Origin of the sequence: Amycolatopsis sp. La24, assembly GCF_029087445.1 — a bacterium.
In the GTDB taxonomy this organism is placed as follows: Bacteria; Actinomycetota; Actinomycetes; order Mycobacteriales; family Pseudonocardiaceae; genus Amycolatopsis; species Amycolatopsis nivea.
In genome coordinates this window covers 40361-61686 of the sequence record NZ_JARACH010000039.1, presented here as the reverse complement: position 1 = coordinate 61686, position 21326 = coordinate 40361, and the positions used below count along the sequence as shown (strand labels likewise).

The 21326-nt window shown below is 68.3% G+C and carries 16 protein-coding genes; 7 read left to right on the top strand and 9 right to left on the bottom strand.

The window, feature by feature from the left end; genetic code table 11:
* Nucleotides 1-552: 552 nt before the first annotated feature.
* On the bottom strand, nucleotides 553-2853 hold the full coding sequence (locus PUT80_RS30160; RefSeq protein WP_275294220.1) for a germacradienol/geosmin synthase: 2301 nt from the start codon (nucleotides 2851-2853) through the stop codon (nucleotides 553-555).
* A 407-nt stretch (nucleotides 2854-3260) separates the two neighbouring features.
* On the opposite strand from PUT80_RS30160, the gene PUT80_RS30155 reads away from it, so the two are divergent.
* Nucleotides 3261-4913, top strand: coding sequence for a ricin-type beta-trefoil lectin domain protein (locus tag PUT80_RS30155; protein ID WP_275294219.1), 1653 nt, complete (start codon nucleotides 3261-3263; stop codon nucleotides 4911-4913).
* A 47-nt stretch (nucleotides 4914-4960) separates the two neighbouring features.
* Here the strand turns inward: PUT80_RS30155 and PUT80_RS30150 are convergent, their stop codons facing one another.
* The 4 genes from PUT80_RS30150 to PUT80_RS30135 are packed head-to-tail and all read right to left on the bottom strand — an operon-like array spanning nucleotide 4961 to nucleotide 10230.
* Nucleotides 4961-7015, bottom strand: a complete 2055-nt coding sequence (locus PUT80_RS30150; RefSeq protein WP_275294218.1) for a glycoside hydrolase family 2 TIM barrel-domain containing protein — start codon at nucleotides 7013-7015, stop codon at nucleotides 4961-4963.
* Nucleotides 7016-7020: 5 nt separating this feature from the next.
* On the bottom strand, nucleotides 7021-7896 hold the full coding sequence (locus PUT80_RS30145) for a carbohydrate ABC transporter permease (protein WP_037818355.1): 876 nt from the start codon (nucleotides 7894-7896) through the stop codon (nucleotides 7021-7023).
* 1 nt (nucleotide 7897) lies between these two features.
* A complete protein-coding gene (locus PUT80_RS30140; RefSeq protein WP_037818356.1) occupies nucleotides 7898-8848 on the bottom strand; it encodes a sugar ABC transporter permease in 951 nt (316 codons plus the stop codon).
* On the bottom strand, nucleotides 8845-10230 hold the full coding sequence (locus tag PUT80_RS30135; RefSeq protein WP_037818357.1) for an extracellular solute-binding protein: 1386 nt from the start codon (nucleotides 10228-10230) through the stop codon (nucleotides 8845-8847). The genes PUT80_RS30140 and PUT80_RS30135 overlap by 4 nt, the downstream gene beginning before the upstream one ends.
* A gap of 129 nt (nucleotides 10231-10359) precedes the next feature.
* Between PUT80_RS30135 and PUT80_RS30130 the strand changes: the two genes are divergently transcribed.
* The 5 genes from PUT80_RS30130 to PUT80_RS30110 all read left to right on the top strand — a co-directional run bounded on the left by PUT80_RS30130 (nucleotide 10360) and on the right by PUT80_RS30110 (nucleotide 14668).
* Nucleotides 10360-11391, top strand: coding sequence for a LacI family DNA-binding transcriptional regulator (locus PUT80_RS30130; protein WP_275294217.1), 1032 nt, complete (start codon nucleotides 10360-10362; stop codon nucleotides 11389-11391).
* 10 nt (nucleotides 11392-11401) lie between these two features.
* Nucleotides 11402-11701 (top strand): GNAT family N-acetyltransferase, encoded by a 300-nt coding sequence (locus PUT80_RS30125; protein WP_238608122.1) that lies wholly within the window; start codon nucleotides 11402-11404, stop codon nucleotides 11699-11701.
* Between the two features lie 186 nt (nucleotides 11702-11887).
* Nucleotides 11888-12904, top strand: coding sequence for a S1 family peptidase (locus tag PUT80_RS30120; protein ID WP_134663354.1), 1017 nt, complete (start codon nucleotides 11888-11890; stop codon nucleotides 12902-12904).
* 97 nt (nucleotides 12905-13001) lie between these two features.
* Nucleotides 13002-13844, top strand: a complete 843-nt coding sequence (locus tag PUT80_RS30115; protein WP_275294216.1) for a hypothetical protein — start codon at nucleotides 13002-13004, stop codon at nucleotides 13842-13844.
* Nucleotides 13845-13912: 68 nt separating this feature from the next.
* Nucleotides 13913-14668, top strand: coding sequence for an SDR family oxidoreductase (locus PUT80_RS30110; protein ID WP_275294215.1), 756 nt, complete (start codon nucleotides 13913-13915; stop codon nucleotides 14666-14668).
* A gap of 185 nt (nucleotides 14669-14853) precedes the next feature.
* Here PUT80_RS30110 and PUT80_RS30105 read toward each other — a convergent pair whose 3' ends face one another.
* The 3 genes from PUT80_RS30105 to PUT80_RS30095 form a co-directional block, all read right to left on the bottom strand.
* On the bottom strand, nucleotides 14854-15270 hold the full coding sequence (locus PUT80_RS30105) for a VOC family protein (protein WP_134663351.1): 417 nt from the start codon (nucleotides 15268-15270) through the stop codon (nucleotides 14854-14856).
* A 33-nt stretch (nucleotides 15271-15303) separates the two neighbouring features.
* Nucleotides 15304-16590, bottom strand: a complete 1287-nt coding sequence (locus PUT80_RS30100; protein ID WP_199818059.1) for a GGDEF domain-containing protein — start codon at nucleotides 16588-16590, stop codon at nucleotides 15304-15306.
* Between the two features lie 1229 nt (nucleotides 16591-17819).
* Nucleotides 17820-19070, bottom strand: a complete 1251-nt coding sequence (locus PUT80_RS30095) for an MFS transporter (RefSeq protein ID WP_275294214.1) — start codon at nucleotides 19068-19070, stop codon at nucleotides 17820-17822.
* A 136-nt stretch (nucleotides 19071-19206) separates the two neighbouring features.
* Here PUT80_RS30095 and PUT80_RS30090 point away from each other — a divergent pair, with 136 nt between their 5' ends.
* The gene (locus PUT80_RS30090; protein ID WP_275294213.1) at nucleotides 19207-20706 is read left to right on the top strand and encodes a serine/threonine-protein kinase; all 1500 of its coding nucleotides are present in this window, start codon (nucleotides 19207-19209) and stop codon (nucleotides 20704-20706) included.
* Here PUT80_RS30090 and PUT80_RS30085 read toward each other — a convergent pair.
* Nucleotides 20703-21281, bottom strand: coding sequence for an HAD family hydrolase (locus PUT80_RS30085; RefSeq protein WP_134732755.1), 579 nt, complete (start codon nucleotides 21279-21281; stop codon nucleotides 20703-20705). The genes PUT80_RS30090 and PUT80_RS30085 overlap by 4 nt on opposite strands.
* Nucleotides 21282-21326: the final 45 nt, after the last annotated feature.

The window sequence follows — 21326 nt, the reverse complement described above, 5'->3', positions numbered from 1 at the left end:
CTGGCGGCGACATCGCTTGGTGGTTGCGTGGGGCACCCCGAAGCTTGATTGTGCTGACGGGCGGTGGGTGCTTGTCAAGGCGGGAAAGATGCCTTGACAAGCACCCACCGACCGCAGGGAGGCTTCGTATCGGGGTGCGGGGGAGGGGCTGGGTGCCTCGCTCGTTGGGTGCATCTGCTGCGGTTGGTTGTCTCGCTCGTTGGGTGCATCGGCTGCGGTTGGTTGTCTCGATCGTTGGGTGCGCCGGGTGGGGTTGGGTGCCTTGATGGTTGGGTGCGCCGGGTGCGGGTGGGCTGGGTGTCTCGATAGCGTGCGCACCGGCTGCGGCTGGGTCCTTCGATGCATGGGTGCATCGGTGCGGCTGGGTGGGGGTGGGGGCTTGCGCCCCAATGTGGCATTGGGTGCGTCAGATGCACCCAATGTGGCGTTCGGTGCGTGGGATGCACCCAATGCCGCATTGGGCGCATCCCGGGCGCGGTGGCGGGCTGGTCGTGGGTCGTGAGGGGAACCCTCACGGAATCAGAGTTCCTCAGGGTTCCCCTCACGTACTCGTCAGTGTGGCGTTGGGCTGGATGGGGCGGGGATGTGCAGGGATTTGGTGCCTAGGCCCGTTGCGTTCAGGTGGAAGCGCGGGGTTGCGCCGAGCGGGACGTGGGGGGTGCCGGTGCAGCCTGGGTGTTGCATGGGGTTAGCAGCGGGTGGGGTCGGTTCGGCGGTGAGCTGTGCGGCGCGGACTCGGTCCAGTTCTTCGTCTGTGTACCGAGCGGATTCGTGGTGCCAGTTCGCGATGCCGGTCATCAGGTTCTTCAGCAGGTCCGCGTAAGCGGTGAGTGTGTCGCGTGCTTTTGTGTCCAGGCCGTAGTCGGCGAAGAGGCCTGGCAGGCCTACGTCTGCTGCGTGGCGGAACTCGGCGAGTCTGGCTTCCGCCAGATCGGCGACGATGCGGATGGCTCGGTCTTGCTCGACTTCCAGGAAGGACCGTACTACCAGCACCGCGTTGTGCAGGGTGCCTTCGTACTCGATTTCCTTGCGGTAGGAGAACAAATCGTTGATCAGCCAGGCGTAGTCGGCGGCGGAGTCTTCCAGTGCTTCGATGACTCGGTTCCGGTGGATTTCCTCGGGGACGGTGCGGCTGTTGGTCAGCCTGCTGACACTCACCACCAGGTCGGAACCGAAGGTGCGGCGGCGCATCTCGACGTAGTCGATGGGGTCGGGGATGCGGTTTTGGGCTTGCGTGGCCGCTTCCCATACCCAGGCGTCGATCATCGACTCGACCGTGGCGCGGAAGGTTTCGCGTTCCGTGGGGCTCAGGGGGCCGGTGGTGCGTTGCCAGAGGTCTGCTAGACCGGTTTCCAGCGCGGTTTGCGGTGGGGGTGGCGGGTCGCCGTTGGTGGGCATGAAGAGTTTGAGGCGTTCGGTGGTCAGTCTGGTGGCGGACAGGTCCGGCGAGAGGACTTCTGTGTAGTAGTCGTCGGCGTAGGTGCCCCAGGTGAGCCAGTCGTTGGTGAGGGACATCTGCTCCGGAGGCGCATCGGGGCAGATGCCTGCGGTGGCCAGGGGCACGTCGGACGCGCGCAGGCGGGCGGTGTCCCAGGCTCCCTCGGACAGGAGACCTATGCGGCGTGGCCAATCGGCGATTTTCTTGCGTTCCGCGGAGAGGTGCGGGCTGAGTCGCAGGGGGAAGGGCAGGGGCAGGGCGGGCAGAGTGACTGGGCCCAGTTGTTCGTGAGGGTGGTGCGCGAAAGATCGTGCGCGTTGCGGGGCGGTGGTGGCGACGGAGCGGAAGATGCGGGCGGCGGAGGTGCCTAGTCCGGAAGGGCCGCCTAGCAACTCTGGGCCGCCTCGGGCCTCTAGGGCGCCTTCGTTCATGTAGCGGCTCGAGCGCAGATGCCATTCGTGTCCGCCGGATTGCCAGTCTTGCAGGCCTTTGACGTACGCGAAGGTTTCGGCTCGTCCGGCTGGTTCTACGCCGTGTTCGTCGAAGAGGGCGGGGACTTCGGTGAGGGCGGTGTGTTCGAATTGGTGCAAGCGCGAGGTTAGCAAGTCGTTTACCGCGTCCGCGGCCTCTTGAGTGGTGCAGCCCAGGAACTTTTCGAAGACCAGGACGCTGTTGGAAAGTTCGCCTTCGTCCTCGACTTCGCGCTGGTAGGAGAAGAGGTCGTTGCGGAGGTGCACGGCGTCGGCGAAGCAGTCGCGCAGGACTTCCATCGGGCGTTTCGCCGCGATTTCGTCCGGGACCTCGGCGTTCAGGGAGTGTTCGATCAGGTTCGCCGACCAGGGGGCGCCGCCGACTTTGCGGCGCATGGCGACGTATTCGATCGGGTTCGCGACCCGGCTTTCGTTGATGTTGGCCAGTTCCCAGAGGGATTCGTCGAGGAGGTTGCGGGTGCTTTCGCGGAAGCGTCGCCGCCAGGCCGCGGACCGGTGCGGGACAGTGCGGTTCCACAGATCGGTCAGGCCGCGTTCGACGGGGTTTTCCGGGGTTTCGGTGATTTCGCCTTCGGCGGGCATGAAACGAGCGATCCGGTCCAAATAACCGCGGGCGTGTTCGATGTCGCCGGTGCGTTTGAACAGTTCCAGGAAATGGTCGTCGAAATAGAATACCCAGACGTACCAGTCCGTGACGAGGTCGAGTTCCTGTGGGGTGGCGTCGGGATGGGTGTAGGAACACAAGAGCGCGTAGTCGTGGGAGTCGAGGTCGTGCTCGTTCCAGATGACGGTGCCGTGCTGGGGCACGTCGATCATGTCCATCGTGTACGCCCATGCCTTGCTGTGCTTCCGCGCGCCGTCCAGGTGCGGGTTCAGCCGGGCCGGGTACGACAGATAGAACTCGGGCAGGACGAACGGCTGCACGCGGGCTCCCCTCGCGGTCGCGGGTACCGACACCACGAGGCAAACAGACCGCACCGGCGCGGCGGAAGGCCCGCCACTCCGGCGAACCGGGCGGTCGCCCGGGCGGCCTAGCGGGGGCTGGCGCGGGATCGCCCCTGAGTGCTGTCGCGTCGCTCGTCGGTGCGGGGCGCGCCGACATCCGGGTAGGGACGCGGTAACCGGTGCGAACGACCGCACGGGCGGCCCGAACAGCTTATTGCAACGTGTGCAAACTGGAGTATTCTCAGTTTTTCACACGATGGCAAAGCGGCCCGGATCCCCGTGGCGGCCCTCTTCGAGACGACTCGGCACGGCGGCGAGAGAAGGCCGCACGCGTGGGCCGTCGTGCCCAGGGGCCGCGGCGCTGTCCCGTCCTAGGAGTGACGCTCATGTCGCCTGGTCCCCTGGCTTCTCGTTCTGGTCCACGACGGTGCGGCGCGCTGGTCGCGGCCGTAGTGCTCGTCGCGGCCGCGCTCCCGCAAGGCGTCGCCGTCGCGGCGACGACGTCTGGCGGAGTGCTGTACCGGCCCAGCACCGCGAGTGGTTCCACCGAAGACGCGAGCTATCCGCGGGTCATCCGCCTCGAACACAACGGCGGCGCCAACGGCACGCTGCTCGCGACGTTCTCCCATTCCGGCACCGGCGTCGGAAAGGCGAACTTCCCGATCTACCGCTCGACCGACAACGGCGTGACGTGGACTTCCTCGCCGATCAGCACGGTCACCGACACCCAGCACGGCTGGGACCTCGACGGCCCGACGCTCTACGAACTGCCGCGCGCCGAAGGGTCGCTGCCAGCCGGCACCCTGCTCGCCGCGGGCACCGCGTGGAACCACGGCGACTACACGCAGCAGGCGGTGGAAGTGTTCGCGTCCACCGACCAGGGAGCGAGCTGGACCTACCGCAGTTCGTGCGCGGCCGAGTCCGGCATGGCCAACACGATCGGGCATGGCATCTGGGAGCCGGAGTTCGAGACCACCAGCCACGGTCTCGTCTGCTACTTCTCCGACGAACGCCCGTCCTCGAACGGGTACGCCCAGGTGCTTGCGCACACCGTCTCCGCCGACGGCGGCCTGACCTGGGGCAGCGAGGTCTACGACGTCGCGGTGCAAAACGGTGTCGACCGGCCGGGGATGGCCACCGTCGTCCCGTTGCCCAACGGCTCCTACGCGATGACCTACGAGGACTGCAAAGCCGGTGCCGATCCGGACCAGGCCTGCGACGTCTACATCAAGACCTCGGCGGATGCCGAATCGTGGAACCCCGGCAGCCTCGGCACCCGGATCGAAACCGCTGACCACCGCTTCCTGCTGCACACGCCGTACCTGACGTGGTCGCCCGCCGGCGGCGCGAACGGGACACTCGTCGCGTCCGGACAGCGGGTCGTCGCGGGCACCGACGGATCGCTGTCCGTGCAGCCGGAAGACGGGCACGTGCTGTTCGTGAACCGGAACCTCGGATCCGGTGCCTGGCAGGAGATCACCACGCCGGTGACGACCGCTCCGACCGGCGGCTACGACGCGGGCGAGACGGCGTGCGCCGGGTACAGCTCCCCGTTGCTCGGCGCGTCGTCGGGCAACACCTTCCTGATGCTCGCGGGCACCCACCTGTCCACCGGCAAATGCGAAACCGCCTTCGGCACGGCGACGCTGCCGAACGCGCAGGGCCAGATCACCGGCCCCGCGGGCAAATGCGTTGACGTGAACACCAACACGTCCGTCAACGGCAACGCGGTGCAGCTCTACACCTGCGGCATCGCGACCGGTCAGCAGTGGTCTCTGGAAACCGACGGCACGATCCGCGCCTTCGACAAATGCCTCAACATCGTCGGCGGCAGCACTGCCAACTTCGCCAAGGTAGAGCTGCGCGACTGCCTTGGCACGCCTGCACAGCAGTGGCAGGCACGGGCCGACGGATCGATCTACAACCCGCCATCGGGCCGCTGCCTGGACGATCCGCAGGCCCAGACGGCGGACGGCACGCAGCTGCAGATCTATGACTGCAATGGGCTGTTCACTCAGTCCTGGCACATTCCTGCTTGAGAGGAAAGGGCGGTCAGCTCAAGCTGGCCGCCCTTTCCCACGAACGGTCACTCCCGCGCGCCGCGCCGGTTCAATTCCTCCACCACAGCCGCGTCGACGAAGGTCCGCGCTGCCGTCCGGCCTTCGACCTCCAGCCACAGATGCAGCCGCGCCGGGCCGCCCGGTGCCGGGACAGTCAGCGGGAACGCGTCGCTGAGCCGGAACGGTTTCGCTTGCGCGGCAACGGAATCCATCGACTCCGGGAGAGTGCGCGAGCCAGCCGCTCCCCACCCCGCGTGCAGTGTTCCCGCGATCGGTTCCGTCCCGGTGTGCGACACGTGCACGTCCAGGGTCAGCGGCTCCGCGGGAACCGGCAGGTCCGCGCCCGCGTGCGCCGGGACCAGGTCGACTACCAGCGTCGTCGGCGCGAACGCGTCGGCCGGGTCGAGCCCGCCCCAGTCCTTGGGCCGCCGGTGTGCGTCCAGCAGGCCCGCCATTTCGTGTTCCACGTCGGTCAGTTCGGTGTAGATGTAGCCGGAAAACCGGTCGTGCCTGCGGATTTCCTGCGTCTGCCAGCGCACGTGCCACGCTCGTTCCAGGCTGGTGAATCCCGCGCCGTATTCGCTGTTCAGCACCGGCACTCCGGAGCGCGGGAAGCTGGCCGAGCCGTAGAACGATTTGTCGACAAGGAAGTCCGCCCGAAGCTTGACCTCGAAGGACTCCCGTTCGCCGGACGCGAGCGCGGCGAGGTTGTCCGCCCAGCGGCGCGGGTCTTCGTCGTAGTAGTGCCAGTCGACCAGATCCGTCTTCACGTGCGCCCAGCCGGAGTTCTCCACGATCGGGCGGGTGTCGTCGAGCGAGCGCAGGAGGTCGTAAGCGTGCGTTGCCGCGGCGGCGCGCTCGGGGCTGCCCGGGATGTCCCAGTCCAAGCCCCATTCTTCGTTGTACAGCCCCCAGATGACGATCGAGGGATGGTTGCCGTCGCGGCGCACGAGGCCCGGCAGCTGTGCCTCGAAAGCGGCGGCCGCGGCCGGGCTGAACCGGCTGGGGGCGGGCGGTTCGGCCCACACCAGCATCCCCATCCGGTCCGCGTGGTGCAGCCAGCGCGGCTCCTCGGGCTTGAGATGCTTGCGCACCAGGGAAAAACCGAGTTCCCGGGCCAGTTCGAGGTCGCGGACCAGCGCTTCGTCGTCCGGTGCGGTGAGCCCGCTCTCCGGCCAGTATCCCTGGTCGAGCACCCCGCGCACGTACAGCCGTTCCCCGTTGAGATACAGCGCTTCGCCGCGGGTTTCGATCCGGCGCAGCCCGCCGGTCACGGTCAGCCGGTCGGCGTCGTCGCCCTCGCCGACGGTCAGCGCGATGGAGTACAGATGCGGTGATTCCGGGCTCCACAGCTCAGGGGCGGGAACGTCCAACCTGCCGGAGAACCGACCGTCGCGCACTGGGAGTACGGTCTCGCGGCCTTCGAGTTGAGCGACCACGACCGCAGTCTCCGGAGCGTCGCCAGCGAGGTCACCGGTGATGTCGAAGCCGGTCAGTGAATCGCCGCGCACGGAAACTTCAACGGCGTACGTGCGCCCGCGGGCCTCCAGCCAGACGCTCTGCCAGATCCCGGACGTCGGCGTGAACGAAACGCCGTCGTAGTCGTCCCGCGGGATCGAACGCTGTTTGCCGTGCGGAATTTCGCGTTTGTCCGCCGGTGCCTCGACTTCCACGGTCAGCTCGGCGGGGCGGCCGGGTTCGAGCACCTCGGTGACGTCGAACTCGAACGAGTTGTACCCGCCGACGTGCGAGCCGATGGGCACGCCGTCGATCGAGACGGCCGCCCGGTGATGCACGGCGCCGAAACACAGCACCACGCGGCGTCCGCTCCACTCCGGCGGAACCGTGACCGTACGGGCATAGAGCGCGCGCGGCAGCCAGGTCCGCTGCACGCCGGAAGCAGCGGTCTCCCAGGCGAACGGGACGATGATCGACTCGGGAGCCCCGTCGTCGGCGATGAACCGCCAGCGGCCGTTGAGGCTCAGCCACCGCGCGGACCGGTCCCGGTCGGGGCGCGGGTATCCGGGCCGGGGAACCGCCTCTTCGCTGCGCGGGTCGGCGGCGTTCTCGGCAATCGTCATGTGTGTCAGCCCTTTACGCTTCCGGCGAGGATGCCGTTGATGAAATGCTTCTGCAGCACGATGAACAGGATCAGGAGCGGAACGAGCGCGATCGACGCGGCGGCGAGCAGTTCGCCGGTGACGGTCGCGTAATCCGATCCCACGCGGTTGCCCGAGATGTTCTGGGCGAGCGTCGAGAGAACGACCTGGAGCGTGGCCATCCGGCTGGAGCTGGCCGCCACCACCGGCCAGACGAAATCGTTGTAGATGTTCATGATCGTCAGCACGCCCAGTCCGGCCAGCCCCGGCCGGATCGCCGGGACGACCACCCGCCAGAAGATGCCGAACTCGCCGCAGCCGTCCACCCTGGCCGCGTCGAGCAGTTCGTCCGGCACCGCCGCGATCACCTGGCGCATCCAGAAAATCGCGAACGCGTCGACCGAACCGGGCAGGATCAGCGCCTGGTAGGTGTTGACCCAGCCGAGTTCCTTCATCTCCAGCAGCAGCGGGATGACGAGCACGATCGTCGGCAGCATCAAGGTGAGCAGCACCGCGCCGAAGATCAGGTTCCGGCCCGCGAAGCGGTACTTCGCGAACGCGTAGGCCGCCAGCGGCGCGCAGAACATCGTGATCGCGCCCTTCGCCGCGAGCACGACGGCGGTGTTGAGAAAGCCGCTGCCGATCGGGACGTCCTGGAACATCCCGCGGAAATTGGCGAGGGTGAACGTCGCCGGGTCGAATCCGAGCGGATTCCGGATGATCTCGCCCGCCGGTTTGAACGAGGACAGGATCGCCCACACCACGGGCGCGAGCAGCGCGACGGTGAGCACGAGCAGGAACGCGTGCGAGCCGAGCAGCGGGCGGGCGGACTTCCGCCGCTCCCGGACGTCGAGGGTGGTCATGTCAGTCCTCCGCTCGCAGCAGCCGCACGAAAAGCAGCGACACCGCCATCACGATGATCACCAGGAGGAACGAGTTCGCCGCTCCGGTGCCGAGATCCGCGTGGGTGATGTGGTTGTAGAGGTAGAGCCCGGCCGTGGTGGTCGAGGTGTACGGCCCGCCCTGCGTCACCACGTACGGCTCGGCGAACATCTGGAACACCGCCAGGGTCTGCAGCACGACGCTGAACATCAGCGACCGGCGCAGCAGCGGAACGGTGATCGACCACAGTTGCCGCATCCGGCCCGCCCCGTCGAGCGAGGCCGCTTCGTACAGCCCGCGGTCGATCTGCTGGAGTCCGGAAAGGACGATCAGCACGACGAACCCGGTGGTCTTCCAGAGAAACAGCAGCGCCAGCGTCGGCTTCGCCCATCCGCTCGTGACGAGCCAGCCGACCGGCGGCAGCCCGACCGCGCCGAGCACCGCGTTCACCGCGCCGTTGTTCTGGTCGAACAGCACGATCCAGATCTGCGCGACCGCGACCAGCGGGGTCACGAACGGCACGACGAACGCCACGCGGTAGAACCCGCGCAGCCGTTTGATCGCGTTGAGCAGCACTGCCACGAGCACCGCCAGCACGATCTGCGCCGGGACGATCAGCAGCCACAGCACCCCGGAATTGCCCAGCGACGACCAGAAGCCGTTGCTGGTCAGCAGATACCGGTAGTTGTCGAAACCGATCCAGTGCGCGGCGCCGGAACCGTGCCAGTCAGTGAAGCTCAGGCGCAGCGTGAAGAACAACGGGTAGACGCTGAAAGCCAGGAACACCAGCACGAACGGCAGCACGAACAGGTAGGGGGCGAGGCGGCGGCGCCACGCGAAGGCGCGCCGCCGCGGTTTTCCGGCCCGCGGTCCGACGGACGGAGACGGTTCCCGGAAAACCTTCGCCTCGGCAGTAACGGAGCGGGTGGTCATTTGCGGTCGATCAGGTTGGTCTGGATGTCTTTGCTCGCCTTGTCGATCACCTGCTGCGGAGTCAGGGCGCCGTCCAGCATCTTCTGCAGATCAGTGCCGAGGTAGTCGACCGCGCCCGACCACCAGGCCGGGATCGGCGCTCCGCCGGGGATTTCCCGGCCCGCTTCGACGGCGGTCTTCCAGACGTCCTGGCCGCCCATCGCGTCGATCGGCCGGAACAGCGGCTTCGCCGGATCGGCCGCGGGCAGGTAGGCGGGGACCGACGTGTTCAGCCCGCCCGGATAGACCGCGTTCGGACCGTAGACCGCGGTGTAGCCCGCCTGGTCGAACATCAGGAAGCGGTAGAACAGCCAGGACAGCTTCGGGTTCTTGGCGTCCTTGGGGATGACGAACGACGAACCGCCCATCGCACCGCTGCGTGCGCCGCCGGCGTTCCACGCGGGCAGCGGCATCGCCCGCCAGTCGCCCTTCGTCGCGGTCAATTGCTGCTGCGGGGCGAAGTCGAACCAGATCGCCCACGGGTAGAAGACCTCGTCGCCGGAGTCCAGCGCGCTCACGTCGCTGGGCTTGAGGTACTCCGCGCGGGTGCCGAGCCCTTCCTTGCGCACGGTGTCGAGCCAGGTCAGGATCTGGTGGTACGGCGGGGAATTCAGCCGCAGCTTGCCGTCCGGGCCGGCGAGGCCGGTGCCCAGCTGGCTGGCGAACATCTCCAGCTGGAGCTGGCTGTTGAAGGCGTTCTGTTCCAGGTGGATCGGCTTCGCGCCCGGCTTGAACTGCTGGTACTTCTTCGCCGCGGCGAGCAGATCGGCGTAGGTCTTGATGCCGTTCGGGTCGATTCCGGCGGCGCTCAGCGCTTTCGCGTTGTAGAACAGCAGCCCGGGGTCGAGGTCGAACGGAACGCCGTAGATGCCGCCGTTGACGGTGTTGACGTCGACCTTCTGCTTGGCGATGTCCTTGGTGTAGGGCGCGAGCACGTCTTTGAGGTTCCACAGGTGGCTGACGTAGCCGCCGACCTTGGCGTCGTCGAGGAACACCCCGTCGGGCACGTCGGTGCCGGTGATCAGCGTGTTCTGGAGCTTGCCGTCGATGTCGACGGCCTCGTGCTTGACCGTGACGCCGGGGTATTTCGCGGTGAACTTCTTGATCGCGGCGTCGAAGACCTTGTACAGATCGCCCGAGCGGTCCCAGATCGTGATTTCGCCTTTCGGCGCGTCTTCGGACGGCGCCTGCAGCACGGCGTTGTCCGCTGCCGAACCGCCGGAGCTGATGTCCGGGCCGCAGCCGGTCAGCCCGGCGGTGAGCAGGGCCGCGGCGGCGACGGCGCCGGCCCGGCGGGCGAGGAGGCGGGCTGTCCGTCCGCTCCGTCGGAGAGTGGGGTTCATGGCACTCCTTTGTGCGGGACGGTGGCAACGCGGCGAGGCGCGCCGCGGATTTGCCAACGTAGGCAAACTGTACGACATGCTTGCACACGTTGCAAAAGGTAGGATGACTTTCCGGGCGGAAGGAGTTTCATGGCGGCGACGTTGCGGGACGTGGCGGACCGGGCGCGGGTTTCCGTGCGGACGGTGTCGAACGTCGTCAGCGGGTACGAGCATGTCAGCGAGAAGATGCGCCAGCGCGTGCTGAGTGCCATCGACGAACTCGGCTACATCCCGAATCCGGTCGCCCGCACGCTGCGCACCGGCAAGACCGGCTTGCTCTCGCTGGTGGTGCCCGAGATCGACGTGCCGTACTTCAGCCAGCTCGCCCGCGAGGTCATCGACGCCGCCGCGAGCCTCGGTTTCCAGGTGATGATCGACCAGACCGGGCACGACCACGAGCGGGAACGCCAGCTGCTGCGCGGCGGAGGCAGGCGGAACCTGTTCGACGGGATGCTGTTCGCGCCGCTCGCGACCAGCGAAGAACTGCGCGACGTGGACCCGGCCCGCTCGTCGCCGCTGATCCTTCTCGGCGAGCACGTCTTCGACAACCGCTTCGACCACGTGGCGATCGACAACGTCGTCGCGGCGCACGACGCGACGACGCATCTGCTCGACCGCGGCCGTACGCGCATCGCGGCGATCGGCGCCCAGCCGAAGGAGACATACTCGACGCCGTTGCAGCGCACCGAGGGATTCCGCAAAGCGCTCGACGAGCACGGACTCGAGCCGGTGAACGCGTTGCAGGCCACCGCGGCCCATTACGGGCGGGCCGACGGATACGCGGCGACGGCGTCCCTGCTTCGCGAATCCCCTTGCCCGGACGCGATTTTCTGCTATTCCGACCTGCTCGCGATGGGCGCGATCCGAGCGGTGTTCGACGCGGGCCTGCGGGTCCCGGAGGACGTCGCGATCATCGGCATCGACGATATCGAGGAGGGCCGCTATTCCCGCCCGTCGTTGAGCACCGTCTCGCTGGACACTCCGTTCATCGCCCGGACCGCGGTGTCCCGTCTCGCCGCCCGGATCGAGAACCCGGAGCTGCCTGCCGAGGAGTTCGTCGCGCCGCACACGGTGCTTGCCAGGGAGAGCACGGAATCGGGCCCGGCCGGCGGCGGTGTGTGAAGATGCGGGAATGAGCGAAGAGACCAGCGTTTCCCGCAACGACAGCGAAAACCGCTACGAAGTGTATGCGGACGGCAAGCTCGCCGGCTTCGCCGAGTTCACCCCGAAGGACACCGAAACCGTCTTCACGCACACGGAGATCGGCGACGAGTTCGGCGGCCGCGGGCTCGGCAAGGTGCTGGCGAAGGCCGCGCTGGACGACGTCGTCGCGCGGGGCGGCGTGATCGTTCCGGTGTGCCCGTTCATCGCCGGGTACCTGCGCAAGAACGAGGGCTACGCCGAGCATGTCCGGTGGCCCGGACAGCATTGATCCAGGTCGCGACGCAGGTCAGCGGCGCCGTTCGGGGTATTCCAGGTGGCCCGAACGGCGCAACGGTGTCCGATTGGTCCGCATTTTTTGGTTATTAACCAACCTTCGTCGGTTTCGCGTTGGTTGCCGGGCAACAAAAGTGTGGGGCGTCCCACCGGTCGGTTCAGCCCACCTGGAGGAAGATCCATGACTTCCCGGAAGACGCTCGTCGCGGGATTCACCGCTCTGTCGGCCGCGGCCTTGACCGCGGGCATGTGCGTGAACGCCGCCTCGGCAAGCCCGATGGCGTTCGCCCAGATGCAGGCACAGGCGATCACCCAGGCGACGCAGGTCGCCGACACGCTCGGCGCCGGAAACGGCGGCATCTACCTCGAACGCGGCAAGGCGGTCCTGAACGTCACCGACGCCGCGGCGCAGGAGAAGGCCGAGGCCGCGGGCTTCGCGACGAAGCTCGTCAAGCACAGCTTCACCGCCCTCACCGGCGCGAAGAACCAGATGGACACCGTTAAGAACGTGCCGCAGACGTCGTGGGGCATCGACACCAAGACCAACCAGGTCGTGGTGAAGATCTACGACTCGGCGTCCCAGGCCACGAAGGACAAGGTCGCGGCGGCCGCGGCGAAGCTGGGCGACGCGGCGCGCGTCGAGCACCGCTCGGGCAAGCTGGCCACCTACATCGCGGACGGCGACTCGATCAACAACGGCCAGTTCACCTGCTCCCTCGGCTTCAACGTGACCAAGGGCGGCCAGCCGTACATGCTGACCGCGGGCCACTGCACCAACGAGGGCGGCACCTGGTCCGGCGGCGACGTTTCCGGCGCGCAGGTCGTCGAAAGCGACTGCCCCGGAGCCGACTCCGGCCTGCTGACCCGCCCGAACGGCTCCGGCCCCGGCGCGATCAACACCGGCCAGCAGATCACCAGCGCGGGCACGCCGACCGTCGGCGAGCAGATCCAGAAGATGGGCCAGACGACCGGCGGCGGCAGCGGCGAGGTCACCTCGGTGGACGAGTCGGTCAACTTCGACGTCGGCGTCCTGAACCACGAGTTCGGCACCACCGCCCACACCGACCACGGCGACTCGGGCGGCCCGGCGTACGACGGCGAGAAGGGCCTCGGCACCCTCTCCGGCGGCGACACCCAGACCAGCTACTTCTACCCGCTGACTCTGGAACTGCAGTCCTACGGCCTCGAGCTCGCCTGAGGCTTATCAGTTCCACGGCCCGCCGTCCCCCTTCCGGGGCGGCGGGCTTCTTTCTGTGCGGCGTTTTTTGTCGTACCCGGGGCTTAGAGTTTTCCGCATGAAGCCGAACCCGGCCCGAAACCTCTGGACCGCCATCGAACCCCTCCACGCAGTCGTCTACTTCGCCCCGGAACCCGCCGCGGCGGCGAAGGACGTCGGCTTGCGCGGCTGGTGGATGGGCTACTTCGCGGGCCGGGCGGCGCCACTCGGCCCGATCGGCCCGGAACCGGTCACGTCGATGTTCTTCGGGTTCGCGCCGCGGATGGTCGAGCGAGCGCTGCCGGACGCGTGGACATTCGCTTCTCCCGCCGATGTTGTGCGCACGCGGGTGGAAGCGGTCGAAGTGGCGTTGACGCGGCTGCTCGGTCCGTCCACTGTGGACGAACTGGTCACGCTGCTGGAACAAGCCATCGCCGCCTGCCAGTTCGACGCTCGGCCACTCGCCGCGGCCTGGTCCGCGGTGCCTCGCCCGGACCGGCCGCTGGCCCGGCTGTGGCTCGCTACTGCCGTCCTGCGCGAACATCGCGGTGACGGCCACGTCCTGGCCGCAGTCGCGTCCGGGCTGACCGGGCTGGAAACCACCCTCACCCACATCGCCACCGGAGCCACCAGCCGCGAGCAAGTCCAGCGCGCCCGAGGGTGGACCGACGAGGAATGGTCCGAGGCAACGGCAAACCTGGTCGATCACGGTCTGCTCGACGCTGGCGGGTTGACCCCAGCGGGTGCGGAAGTCCGCCGGACCATCGAGGAAACCACCGACCGCCTGGCCGCTGCTCCGCTCGAAGCCTTGGGCCCGGAAGGCGTCGACCGGCTGCTGGACCTGGCAGTCCCGTTAAGCCGACGGATCATTGACGACGGAGGTGTGCCTATTCCGAATCCGATGGGTGCGGAACGTCCCTGAGAACGGTGTCGATTTCCCGGTTCCCCGCTCGACGCACTGGTGACAGGCACGAGAAGGGAGCCCGGAAGATGCTGCTCGAAGGCAAAAACGCGGTCGTGTACGGCGCTGGCGGAGGAATCGGCGGTGCGTTCGCGCGAGCGTTCGCGGAGGAAGGCGCGCGAGTCTTCCTGGCCGGACGTACTCGCGAGAAGCTGGACCGAGTCGCCAGGGAGATCCGCGCTGCTGGCGGGCGCGCCGACGTCGCCGTAGTCGACGCGCTCGACGAGAAATCTGTCGACGCGCATGCCGATGCGGTAGTCGAGGCCGCGGGCAGTCTCGACATCTCGGTGAACGTGATCAGCCACGGCGATGTCCAGGGGACTCCGATGGTCGAGATGTCCTTGGCCGACTACGAGCAACCGGTGGTCAACGGCGTGCGCACCACCTTCCTGACGATGCGTGCAGCGGGTCGGCACATGAAACGCCAAGGCACCGGCGTAGTCCTCCTCTTCGGCGGCGACGGCGACCCGGTGCGCAACCACGCGGTCGGCGGTCTGCAAGTCGGCTTCTCCGCGCTGGAAGCGATGCGTCGACAACTCGCCGCCGAACTCGGCCGCTACGGCGTCCGCACCGTGACCCTTCGGACCGGCGGTGTCCCGGAAACGATCCCCGCGGACTTCCCCGGTGCCGAGGAACTGAGTGCGGAACTCGCCGAGCCGACCATGCTCGGCCGCACCGCAACGCTGGCCGATGTCGGTGCGGTGGCGGCATTTGTCGCGTCCGATCGCGCCCGCACGATGACGGCCGCGACGGTGAACGTCAGCTGCGGTGCGCTGGTGGACTAGGCCGGTTCGACACGGGCGGTTGCCGTGGTCGAGGGTGAGTTCTTGGCGCGGGCGGAGATCTGTTGGACGGCCCAGCTCTTGCTATCGGGGCCGGCGAAGTGGCCGCACCGGGACGCTGGCCGATGTCGGTGCGGCTTTTGTCGCGTCCGATCGCGCCCGGACGATGACGGCTGCGACGGTGAACGTCAGCTCTTGGCGCGGGCGGAGATCTGCTGGACGGCCCAGCTGTTGCCGTCGGGGTCGGCGAAGTGGATGAACCCGATGTTGTCGAGGTCTTCGAGCGCGCCGGTGCCCGGGTCTGAGCCGTAGACCTGGAGTTCGCCGACGTCGACGCCGCGTGCGACCAGTTCCTCGCGAGCTTTCCGGACGTCGGCGACGACGAGCTGCAGGCCCTTCAGCGACCCCGGCGGCATGTCCGGGACCATGCCCTTGCCCAGCACGATCGAACAGCCCGATCCGGGCGGCGTCAGCTGCACCAGGCGCTGGCCCGGTCCGGGGTTGATGTCGTGGTCGAGGCGGAAGCCGACCTGGTCGACGTAGAACGCTTTCGCCCGGTCCACATCGGTTACTGGAACGACGACGACCTCGAGAGTCCAGTCCATGAAACGAGTTTTAGCGGTGGCCTGAGCAGGCGGTCAAGCGCTGGCCAGCTCGACGCGGTTGCGGCCCGCCTGCTTGGCGCGGTACAGCGCGGCGTCGGCGGCCACCAGCACGTCGTCGACGCTGGCGAGGTGCTTCGCCGGGTACAGCGCGCAGCCGATCGAGACGGTCAGGTCGCTGATCACCGAATCCTGGTCCGGCAGCGCGACGACCACCTGCGGGATCCGCCGCCGGATGCGGTCGGCGATGTGGCCGAGGTGTTCGGCGCTCGGGATGTCCGGCAGCGCGATCGCGAACTCCTCGCCGCCCCAGCGGCCGCACACGTCCTGCTCGCGGACCTCGTCGCGCAGCGACAGCGCGATCTCCCGCAGCACCAGGTCGCCGGTGGGGTGGCCGTAGGTGTCGTTGATCGCCTTGAAGTGGTCGAGGTCCAGCAGCAGCACGCCGACGCTGTCCTGGTTCGCCCGCGCGCGCTCGAGGTAGCGCTCGGCGACTGTGCGCCACCAGCGTTTGGTGGCGAGCCCGGTGGTGACGTCGGTGCGCGCGTCGCGCTGGAACTGGGTGAGCAGCAGCCCGCGATGCAATGCCACGAGCGCGATCACGACGCCCGCCAGGATCAACGGGTTCGCCAGCAGCAGGAGCGCAGCGGTGACCAGGCCGAGGCCGATCGCGCCCGCTTCGAGGAGCTGGTCGCCGAAACCGGAGAACAGGTCGGCGAACGACCGCGGCGGGCTCGACAGCGCGATCGCGACCATGACGAGCGCGGTGTTGATCGCCCAGCGCAGCCCGGCGGCGAGCACGAAGACGATCAGGTCGACCAGGCCGGGCCCGAAGCCGTGGGCGAGCACCCCGGGGTACTCGTGCATCCCGAGCGCGAGCACCGCGACGGCGGCTTGCGTCCCGCACAGGACGGACGCGCAGGAGAAAATCCAGCGGTGCGGCAGGACCGGCCGTTCGCGCGGCCAGATCCGCCACCAGGCGACGGCGTAGGTGAGCACGACCATCGCCGACGCGAGGATCGCCGGCAGCGCCACTACGGCGGCGATGCTCCACACGGCCTTGGTGTCGACGTACGCGACTGTGGGTGCTCGGCTGTACTCGCGCTGCCGTTCGATGTGCCGGGTCGCCTCGATCGCGAGCGCCGCGCACACGGCGAGAACCCCGAAGCGGACCAGGTCGATCTGACGCACCGGCGCGAGCCACGCGGTGGCGAGGGTGGTGCCCACCGCCACGACGTTCACCAGCAGCACATACATGCGGACGTGAGAGGGCAGCCGCCATAGGCGCCAGCCTGTGAACCACCCGGCAACTCGTCCGCGCACTCTTCACCTCACCCGATTGGCTTCTACGGTAAACGACGAGGCGCGTTGTGTGCTGCCTGTCGTCCGGACTCTGGGAAGCCCCGGGGCGATTTCGCCCGGTCAGCCCAGCGCCAGACGGCCGGCGAGGGGAGGTGGCCACTGTGAGTAGTGACCAGCTGCTCCGAATCCGGGCCGGACCAGGGGATCCACAAGGGTCCCATTTGGCCCCCCATGGCCACATTCGGTGACCAGCCGACCGGCGATGACGTGCGAAAACCGCCGAAGGCGCGACTCTGAAACGGAGGTGACAACAGTGCGCGACAACAACTGGACGGCTCTTCGGTGACCTCGGTCTCCCTCACGGTCTCGACTCGAGGTCGAGACTTCGGTCTTCGCAGATGAGAGGAGGTGCCCACAGTGCGGGACAACAACTGGTGAATGGGTCGGAGAAGGGAATCCGGGATGCGGAAAGGAGGGCTCTCGATGCGCGACAACAACTGGACTCGGTGAGACGGCTGAAACCACTGCACGAAATGTGCGCGGAGGAGGTGAACAACTGCCATGCGCGACAACAACTGGACTCGCTGAACGTGCTGAGTGCTGACCGTCGATCCGAAGGGAGCTGCCGTCGTGCGCGACAACAACTGGACCCGCTGAATCCCTCGACCACCGACCGCCTAGCCACGAAAGGAGCCGCCGCCGTGCGTGACAACAACTGGACTCGCTGAGTCCCGCCGACCATCGCCCGTCGAGCCGCGAAGGGAGCCGCCCGCGATGCGTGACAACAACTGGACTCGCTGAACCCCGCAACCACCGCCCGCCGAGACAGGAAAGGAGCCGCCGCGATGCGTGACAACAACTGGACCCGCTGAATCCCGCGACCACTGACCGCTCAACCGCGAAAGGAACCGCCTCGTGCGTGACAACAACTGGTCCCGCTGAGCCCGTAACCACCACCCGTCGAGACAGGAAGGGAGCCGCCCGCGATGCGCGACAACAACTGGACCCGCTGAATCTCGCGACCACCGACCGCCCGACCGCGAAAGGAGCCGCCCCCATGCGTGACAACAACTGGTCCCGCTGACCCCCGCAACCACCGCCCCTCAAGCCAAGAAAGGAGCCCCGCCGTGCGCGACAACAACTGGACCCGCTGAACCGCCCCAAGCCCGCCCCACGAGGAGGTGAGAGGGCATGCGTGACAACAACTGGACGTGACCGAAGCCAGTCCCGCGGCGCACCCGTCCCGCGGATTACGGCGCGGGAGGTGGGGTGGCCCCGTCGAGGGGAGTTCGGCGGGGCCGCACCGCGCGGTCCGCTCGCACCGCCCGCGTCCAGGCGATCCCGGCCAGAGCGGCGCATCCCGCCCCGGCGACGGCGGCGATCGCGACCACCGTCGTCGACGCGAAGGCCAGTGCCAGCGCGCCCGCGGCCGCGATCGTCAGGCCTTGCGCCGCCCGCAACGCCGCGATCGCGACCCCGATCACCTGGCCGCGCTGTTCCGGCGGCGCGGCGAGGCTGTACTGCACCTGGGTGATCAAGTCGTGCGCGGAGAACATCCCGGACACCGTCCAGACCGCGACGACCACCGGCAACGCGGGCGTCCAGCCGGTCGGCAGCAGGACAAGACTGCTCGCCACCGCGAGCGGGCCCAGCCACCGCACCTGCCGTGCCCGCGGCAACCGGCTGATCAGCAGCGCGCCGAGCAGCGTCCCGACCGGGTTCGCGACCAGCAGCCAGCCGAGCACGCCCGTGCCGCCGAGTTGCGCGGCCACGGGCACCGCCAAGCCCTCCGGCACCACGTAAAACCCGCAGCAGCACGCGATCGCCAGCAGCGACCGCAGTTTCCGGTCCCGCGCGACCAGCCGGCAACCAGCCTTCAGCGACGCCCATTGCGGCACGTGCGCGGTCACCTTCGAAACCGGGTACAGCCGCAATCCCCAGCGCAGCGCGGCTGCCGAGACCGCGAACGTCACGGCGTCGGCCCACAGCGCGCCCGAAACCCCGAGCCACGCGACCACCGCGGCGCCCGCGCCGAAGCCGATCACCAGCGCGGCCTGGTACGTCGAGGAGAGAATCGCTTGACCGGTCGCCAGTTTCTCCTCGCCGAGCATGTCCGGCAGGACCGCTTGCCGAGCCGCCTGAAACGGTCCGGCCGCGAGTTGCACGATCACGAGCAGTCCCGCGGCGACCGGCCAAGGCATGCCGGGGATCGCCATCAACGCGACCAGCAATGCGCGCACGACATCCGCGACCACGAGCACGGTCCGGCGCGGGAACCGGTCGGCGAGCCCGCCGAGTGCACCGCCGAGGAGGTCCGGCAAATAGGTGAGCGCGTACGTCCCGGCGGCCCAACCCGCGGACGCCGTTCGGTTGAACACCAACACAGTCAGCGCGACTCGTGCTAGTTGATCACCTGCCACCGACAATACGTGCGCGAGCCAGAGCGCACGAAATTCGCCCATCCGGAACACACTCCGGAAAGACGGCGCTGTCGTGGTCATGTGCTCACCCTGTCGTGACTCGGCCACCCGGAGCAACCCCGGCCTGGCGCGGGTGGGTCGCGGATCCGGCTCCGGCCGTCCGTGGAAAACTGGGTGATCGCCGTCCGTGGATGATGTCGCACCGAAGGGTTTTCCGTTGACCGAGGAGAGCCGGCAGGTCGCCGGTCGCTACGAGCTCGTCGAACTGATCGGCAGCGGCGCGATGGGGATGGTCTGGCGCGGGGAGGACAAGATCCTCGGCCGCGTCGTCGCGGTGAAGGAACTCCTCATGCCCGTGAACCAGGGCGAGGACAAGGTCGAGGAAGCCCGCAACCGCGCCATGCGCGAGGCCCGCATCGCCGCCCGGCTGCAGCATCCGAACGCCATTTCGGTCTTCAACGTGGTCGAGCACGAGGACCGTCCGTGGCTGATCATGGAGTACCTGCCGTCGCGCAGCCTCGCGGTGAAACTGCGCGAGGACGGCCCGCTGACCGTCGACGAGGCGATCCCGTTCGCGGTGCAGCTGGCGGGCGTGCTCGCCGCCGCGCACCGGGCGGGCATCGTGCACCGCGACGTCAAACCGGGCAACGTCCTGCTCGGCGACGACGGCAGCACGGTCAAGGTGACCGACTTCGGCATTTCCCGCGCGGTCGGCGACGTCACGCTCACCGCGACCGGCGAAATCTCCGGCACGCCCGCGTTCCTCGCGCCCGAGGTCGCCCGCGGCGAGGAAGCGACGTTCGCCTCCGACGTGTTCGCCCTCGGCGCGACGCTGTACATGGCGGTGGAGGGCGACCCGCCGTTCGGCACCGCGGACAACGCGATCGCCTTGCTGTACCGGGTTTCCAGCGGTTCGATCAACCCGCCGAAACAGGCCGGGAAGCTGGAGCCGCTGCTGCTGAAGCTGCTGGAGCTCAAGCCGGAGGACCGGCCGTCGATGGCCGAGGTCGTCACGGAACTGCGCAAACTCGACGGCGGCGTCACCCCGGTCGTGGCGGTCCCGGAACCGCCGACCCTTCCGGACGCCAAACCGCCGGTCGTGCCCACCACGGTCGCGGTTCCGGCCGCGGGCGCCGCCGCCGCGCCGCCCGCGGGTTCGGACCGAAGACGCCGCGGGATGATCTTCGCCGGGGCGGGCGCGCTGCTTGTCGTGATCGCCGTGATCGTCACTGTCGTCCTCACTCGCAACCACGGGGGCGAAAACCCCTCCGCGAACCCGCCGCCCGCCGCCGAGAGTTCCGCGGCTTCCAACGCTCCGGCGACCTCGTCCGCGTCGCAGCCGTCACCGTCGACGCAGCCGTCGGCGCCGTCCTCGTCGAGCAGCCCTCCGTCCTCCAGTTCCGCGGCGAACTCGCCCGAGGCGATGGCTTCCGCGCTGCGTGCCTACTTCTCGTACCTGCCGAGCAATCTGGAAGCCGGCTGGGCGATGATCAGCGACAAGTTCCGTGCCGCGCACAAAAATCAGACTTTCGACGAGTACAAGGCGTGGTGGAGCCGGTTCAGTTCGGTGACCGCGAACGACGTGAAGGTCACCGGTGAGAACACGCTCACCGCGGTGATCACCTATCACCGCGCCGGCGGCGGCCCGACGACCGAGACGCACCGCTACACGATGTCGCAGCGCAACGGCACCTGGCAGATCGACGTGGAGAACTAGCTCTCGAGCAGCAGCGCGATCGCGGCGGCGGGTTCGCGGTCCGGGCCGACTCGCACGGTGCGCAATCCGGCGGACCGGGCGGGTCCGACGTCCGCGCCGACGAACCAGGCGTCGTCCAGCGTGGTCTCGCAGCGTTCGGCGACGAGCCCGTACAGCTTCGGGTCCGATGTGGACAGTCCGTCCGGCCCGGCGAGCGCCCAGCCGTCCACGAGTCCGGCGATTCCGGTGCACAGCAGCGTGGACAGCTGCGGTTCGCCCTCGCCGAGGACGCCGATCCGCCAGCCCGCCGCGCGCAGCCGGGGCAATCCGGCCAGCACGCCTGGCGCGGCCGGGACGAGGGCGGGATGGCGTTCGCGGTAGGCGTCTTCGAGATCGGGTTCTTGCAGGTCGAAGCGCTCGCGAAGGTTTTTGAAGAACGTCGCCCGGTCGGCGCGCCCGCGGTCGTCGGCGGTGATGAGCCACGCGGCGTCCGCGTCGGCGAGCCGGTGTTCCGCGCAGAACTCCCACGCCCAGCGGCGGAATCCCTCCGCGCGATCGACGAGCGTGGTGTCGAGGTCGAACAGGACGAGCCGCACGGGGGAGAGGTTAGCGCGTTCCGTCCGGGCTTCGGGAGATTTTCC

Excerpts from the sequence above, each read along its gene's own strand:
- PUT80_RS30095 (WP_275294214.1), bottom strand. The coding sequence starts at position 19,070 with ATGACCACGACAGCGCCGTCTTTCCGGAGTGTGTTCCGGATGGGCGAA.
- PUT80_RS30145 (WP_037818355.1), bottom strand. The coding sequence starts at position 7,896 with ATGACCACCCTCGACGTCCGGGAGCGGCGGAAGTCCGCCCGCCCGCTG.
- PUT80_RS30155 (WP_275294219.1), top strand. The coding sequence starts at position 3,261 with ATGTCGCCTGGTCCCCTGGCTTCTCGTTCTGGTCCACGACGGTGCGGC.
- PUT80_RS30125 (WP_238608122.1), top strand. The coding sequence starts at position 11,402 with ATGAGCGAAGAGACCAGCGTTTCCCGCAACGACAGCGAAAACCGCTAC.
- PUT80_RS30135 (WP_037818357.1), bottom strand. The coding sequence starts at position 10,230 with ATGAACCCCACTCTCCGACGGAGCGGACGGACAGCCCGCCTCCTCGCC.
- PUT80_RS30150 (WP_275294218.1), bottom strand. The coding sequence starts at position 7,015 with ATGACGATTGCCGAGAACGCCGCCGACCCGCGCAGCGAAGAGGCGGTT.
- PUT80_RS30115 (WP_275294216.1), top strand. The coding sequence starts at position 13,002 with ATGAAGCCGAACCCGGCCCGAAACCTCTGGACCGCCATCGAACCCCTC.
- PUT80_RS30120 (WP_134663354.1), top strand. The coding sequence starts at position 11,888 with ATGACTTCCCGGAAGACGCTCGTCGCGGGATTCACCGCTCTGTCGGCC.
- PUT80_RS30110 (WP_275294215.1), top strand. The coding sequence starts at position 13,913 with ATGCTGCTCGAAGGCAAAAACGCGGTCGTGTACGGCGCTGGCGGAGGA.
- PUT80_RS30130 (WP_275294217.1), top strand. The coding sequence starts at position 10,360 with ATGGCGGCGACGTTGCGGGACGTGGCGGACCGGGCGCGGGTTTCCGTG.
- PUT80_RS30140 (WP_037818356.1), bottom strand. The coding sequence starts at position 8,848 with ATGACCACCCGCTCCGTTACTGCCGAGGCGAAGGTTTTCCGGGAACCG.
- PUT80_RS30105 (WP_134663351.1), bottom strand. The coding sequence starts at position 15,270 with ATGGACTGGACTCTCGAGGTCGTCGTCGTTCCAGTAACCGATGTGGAC.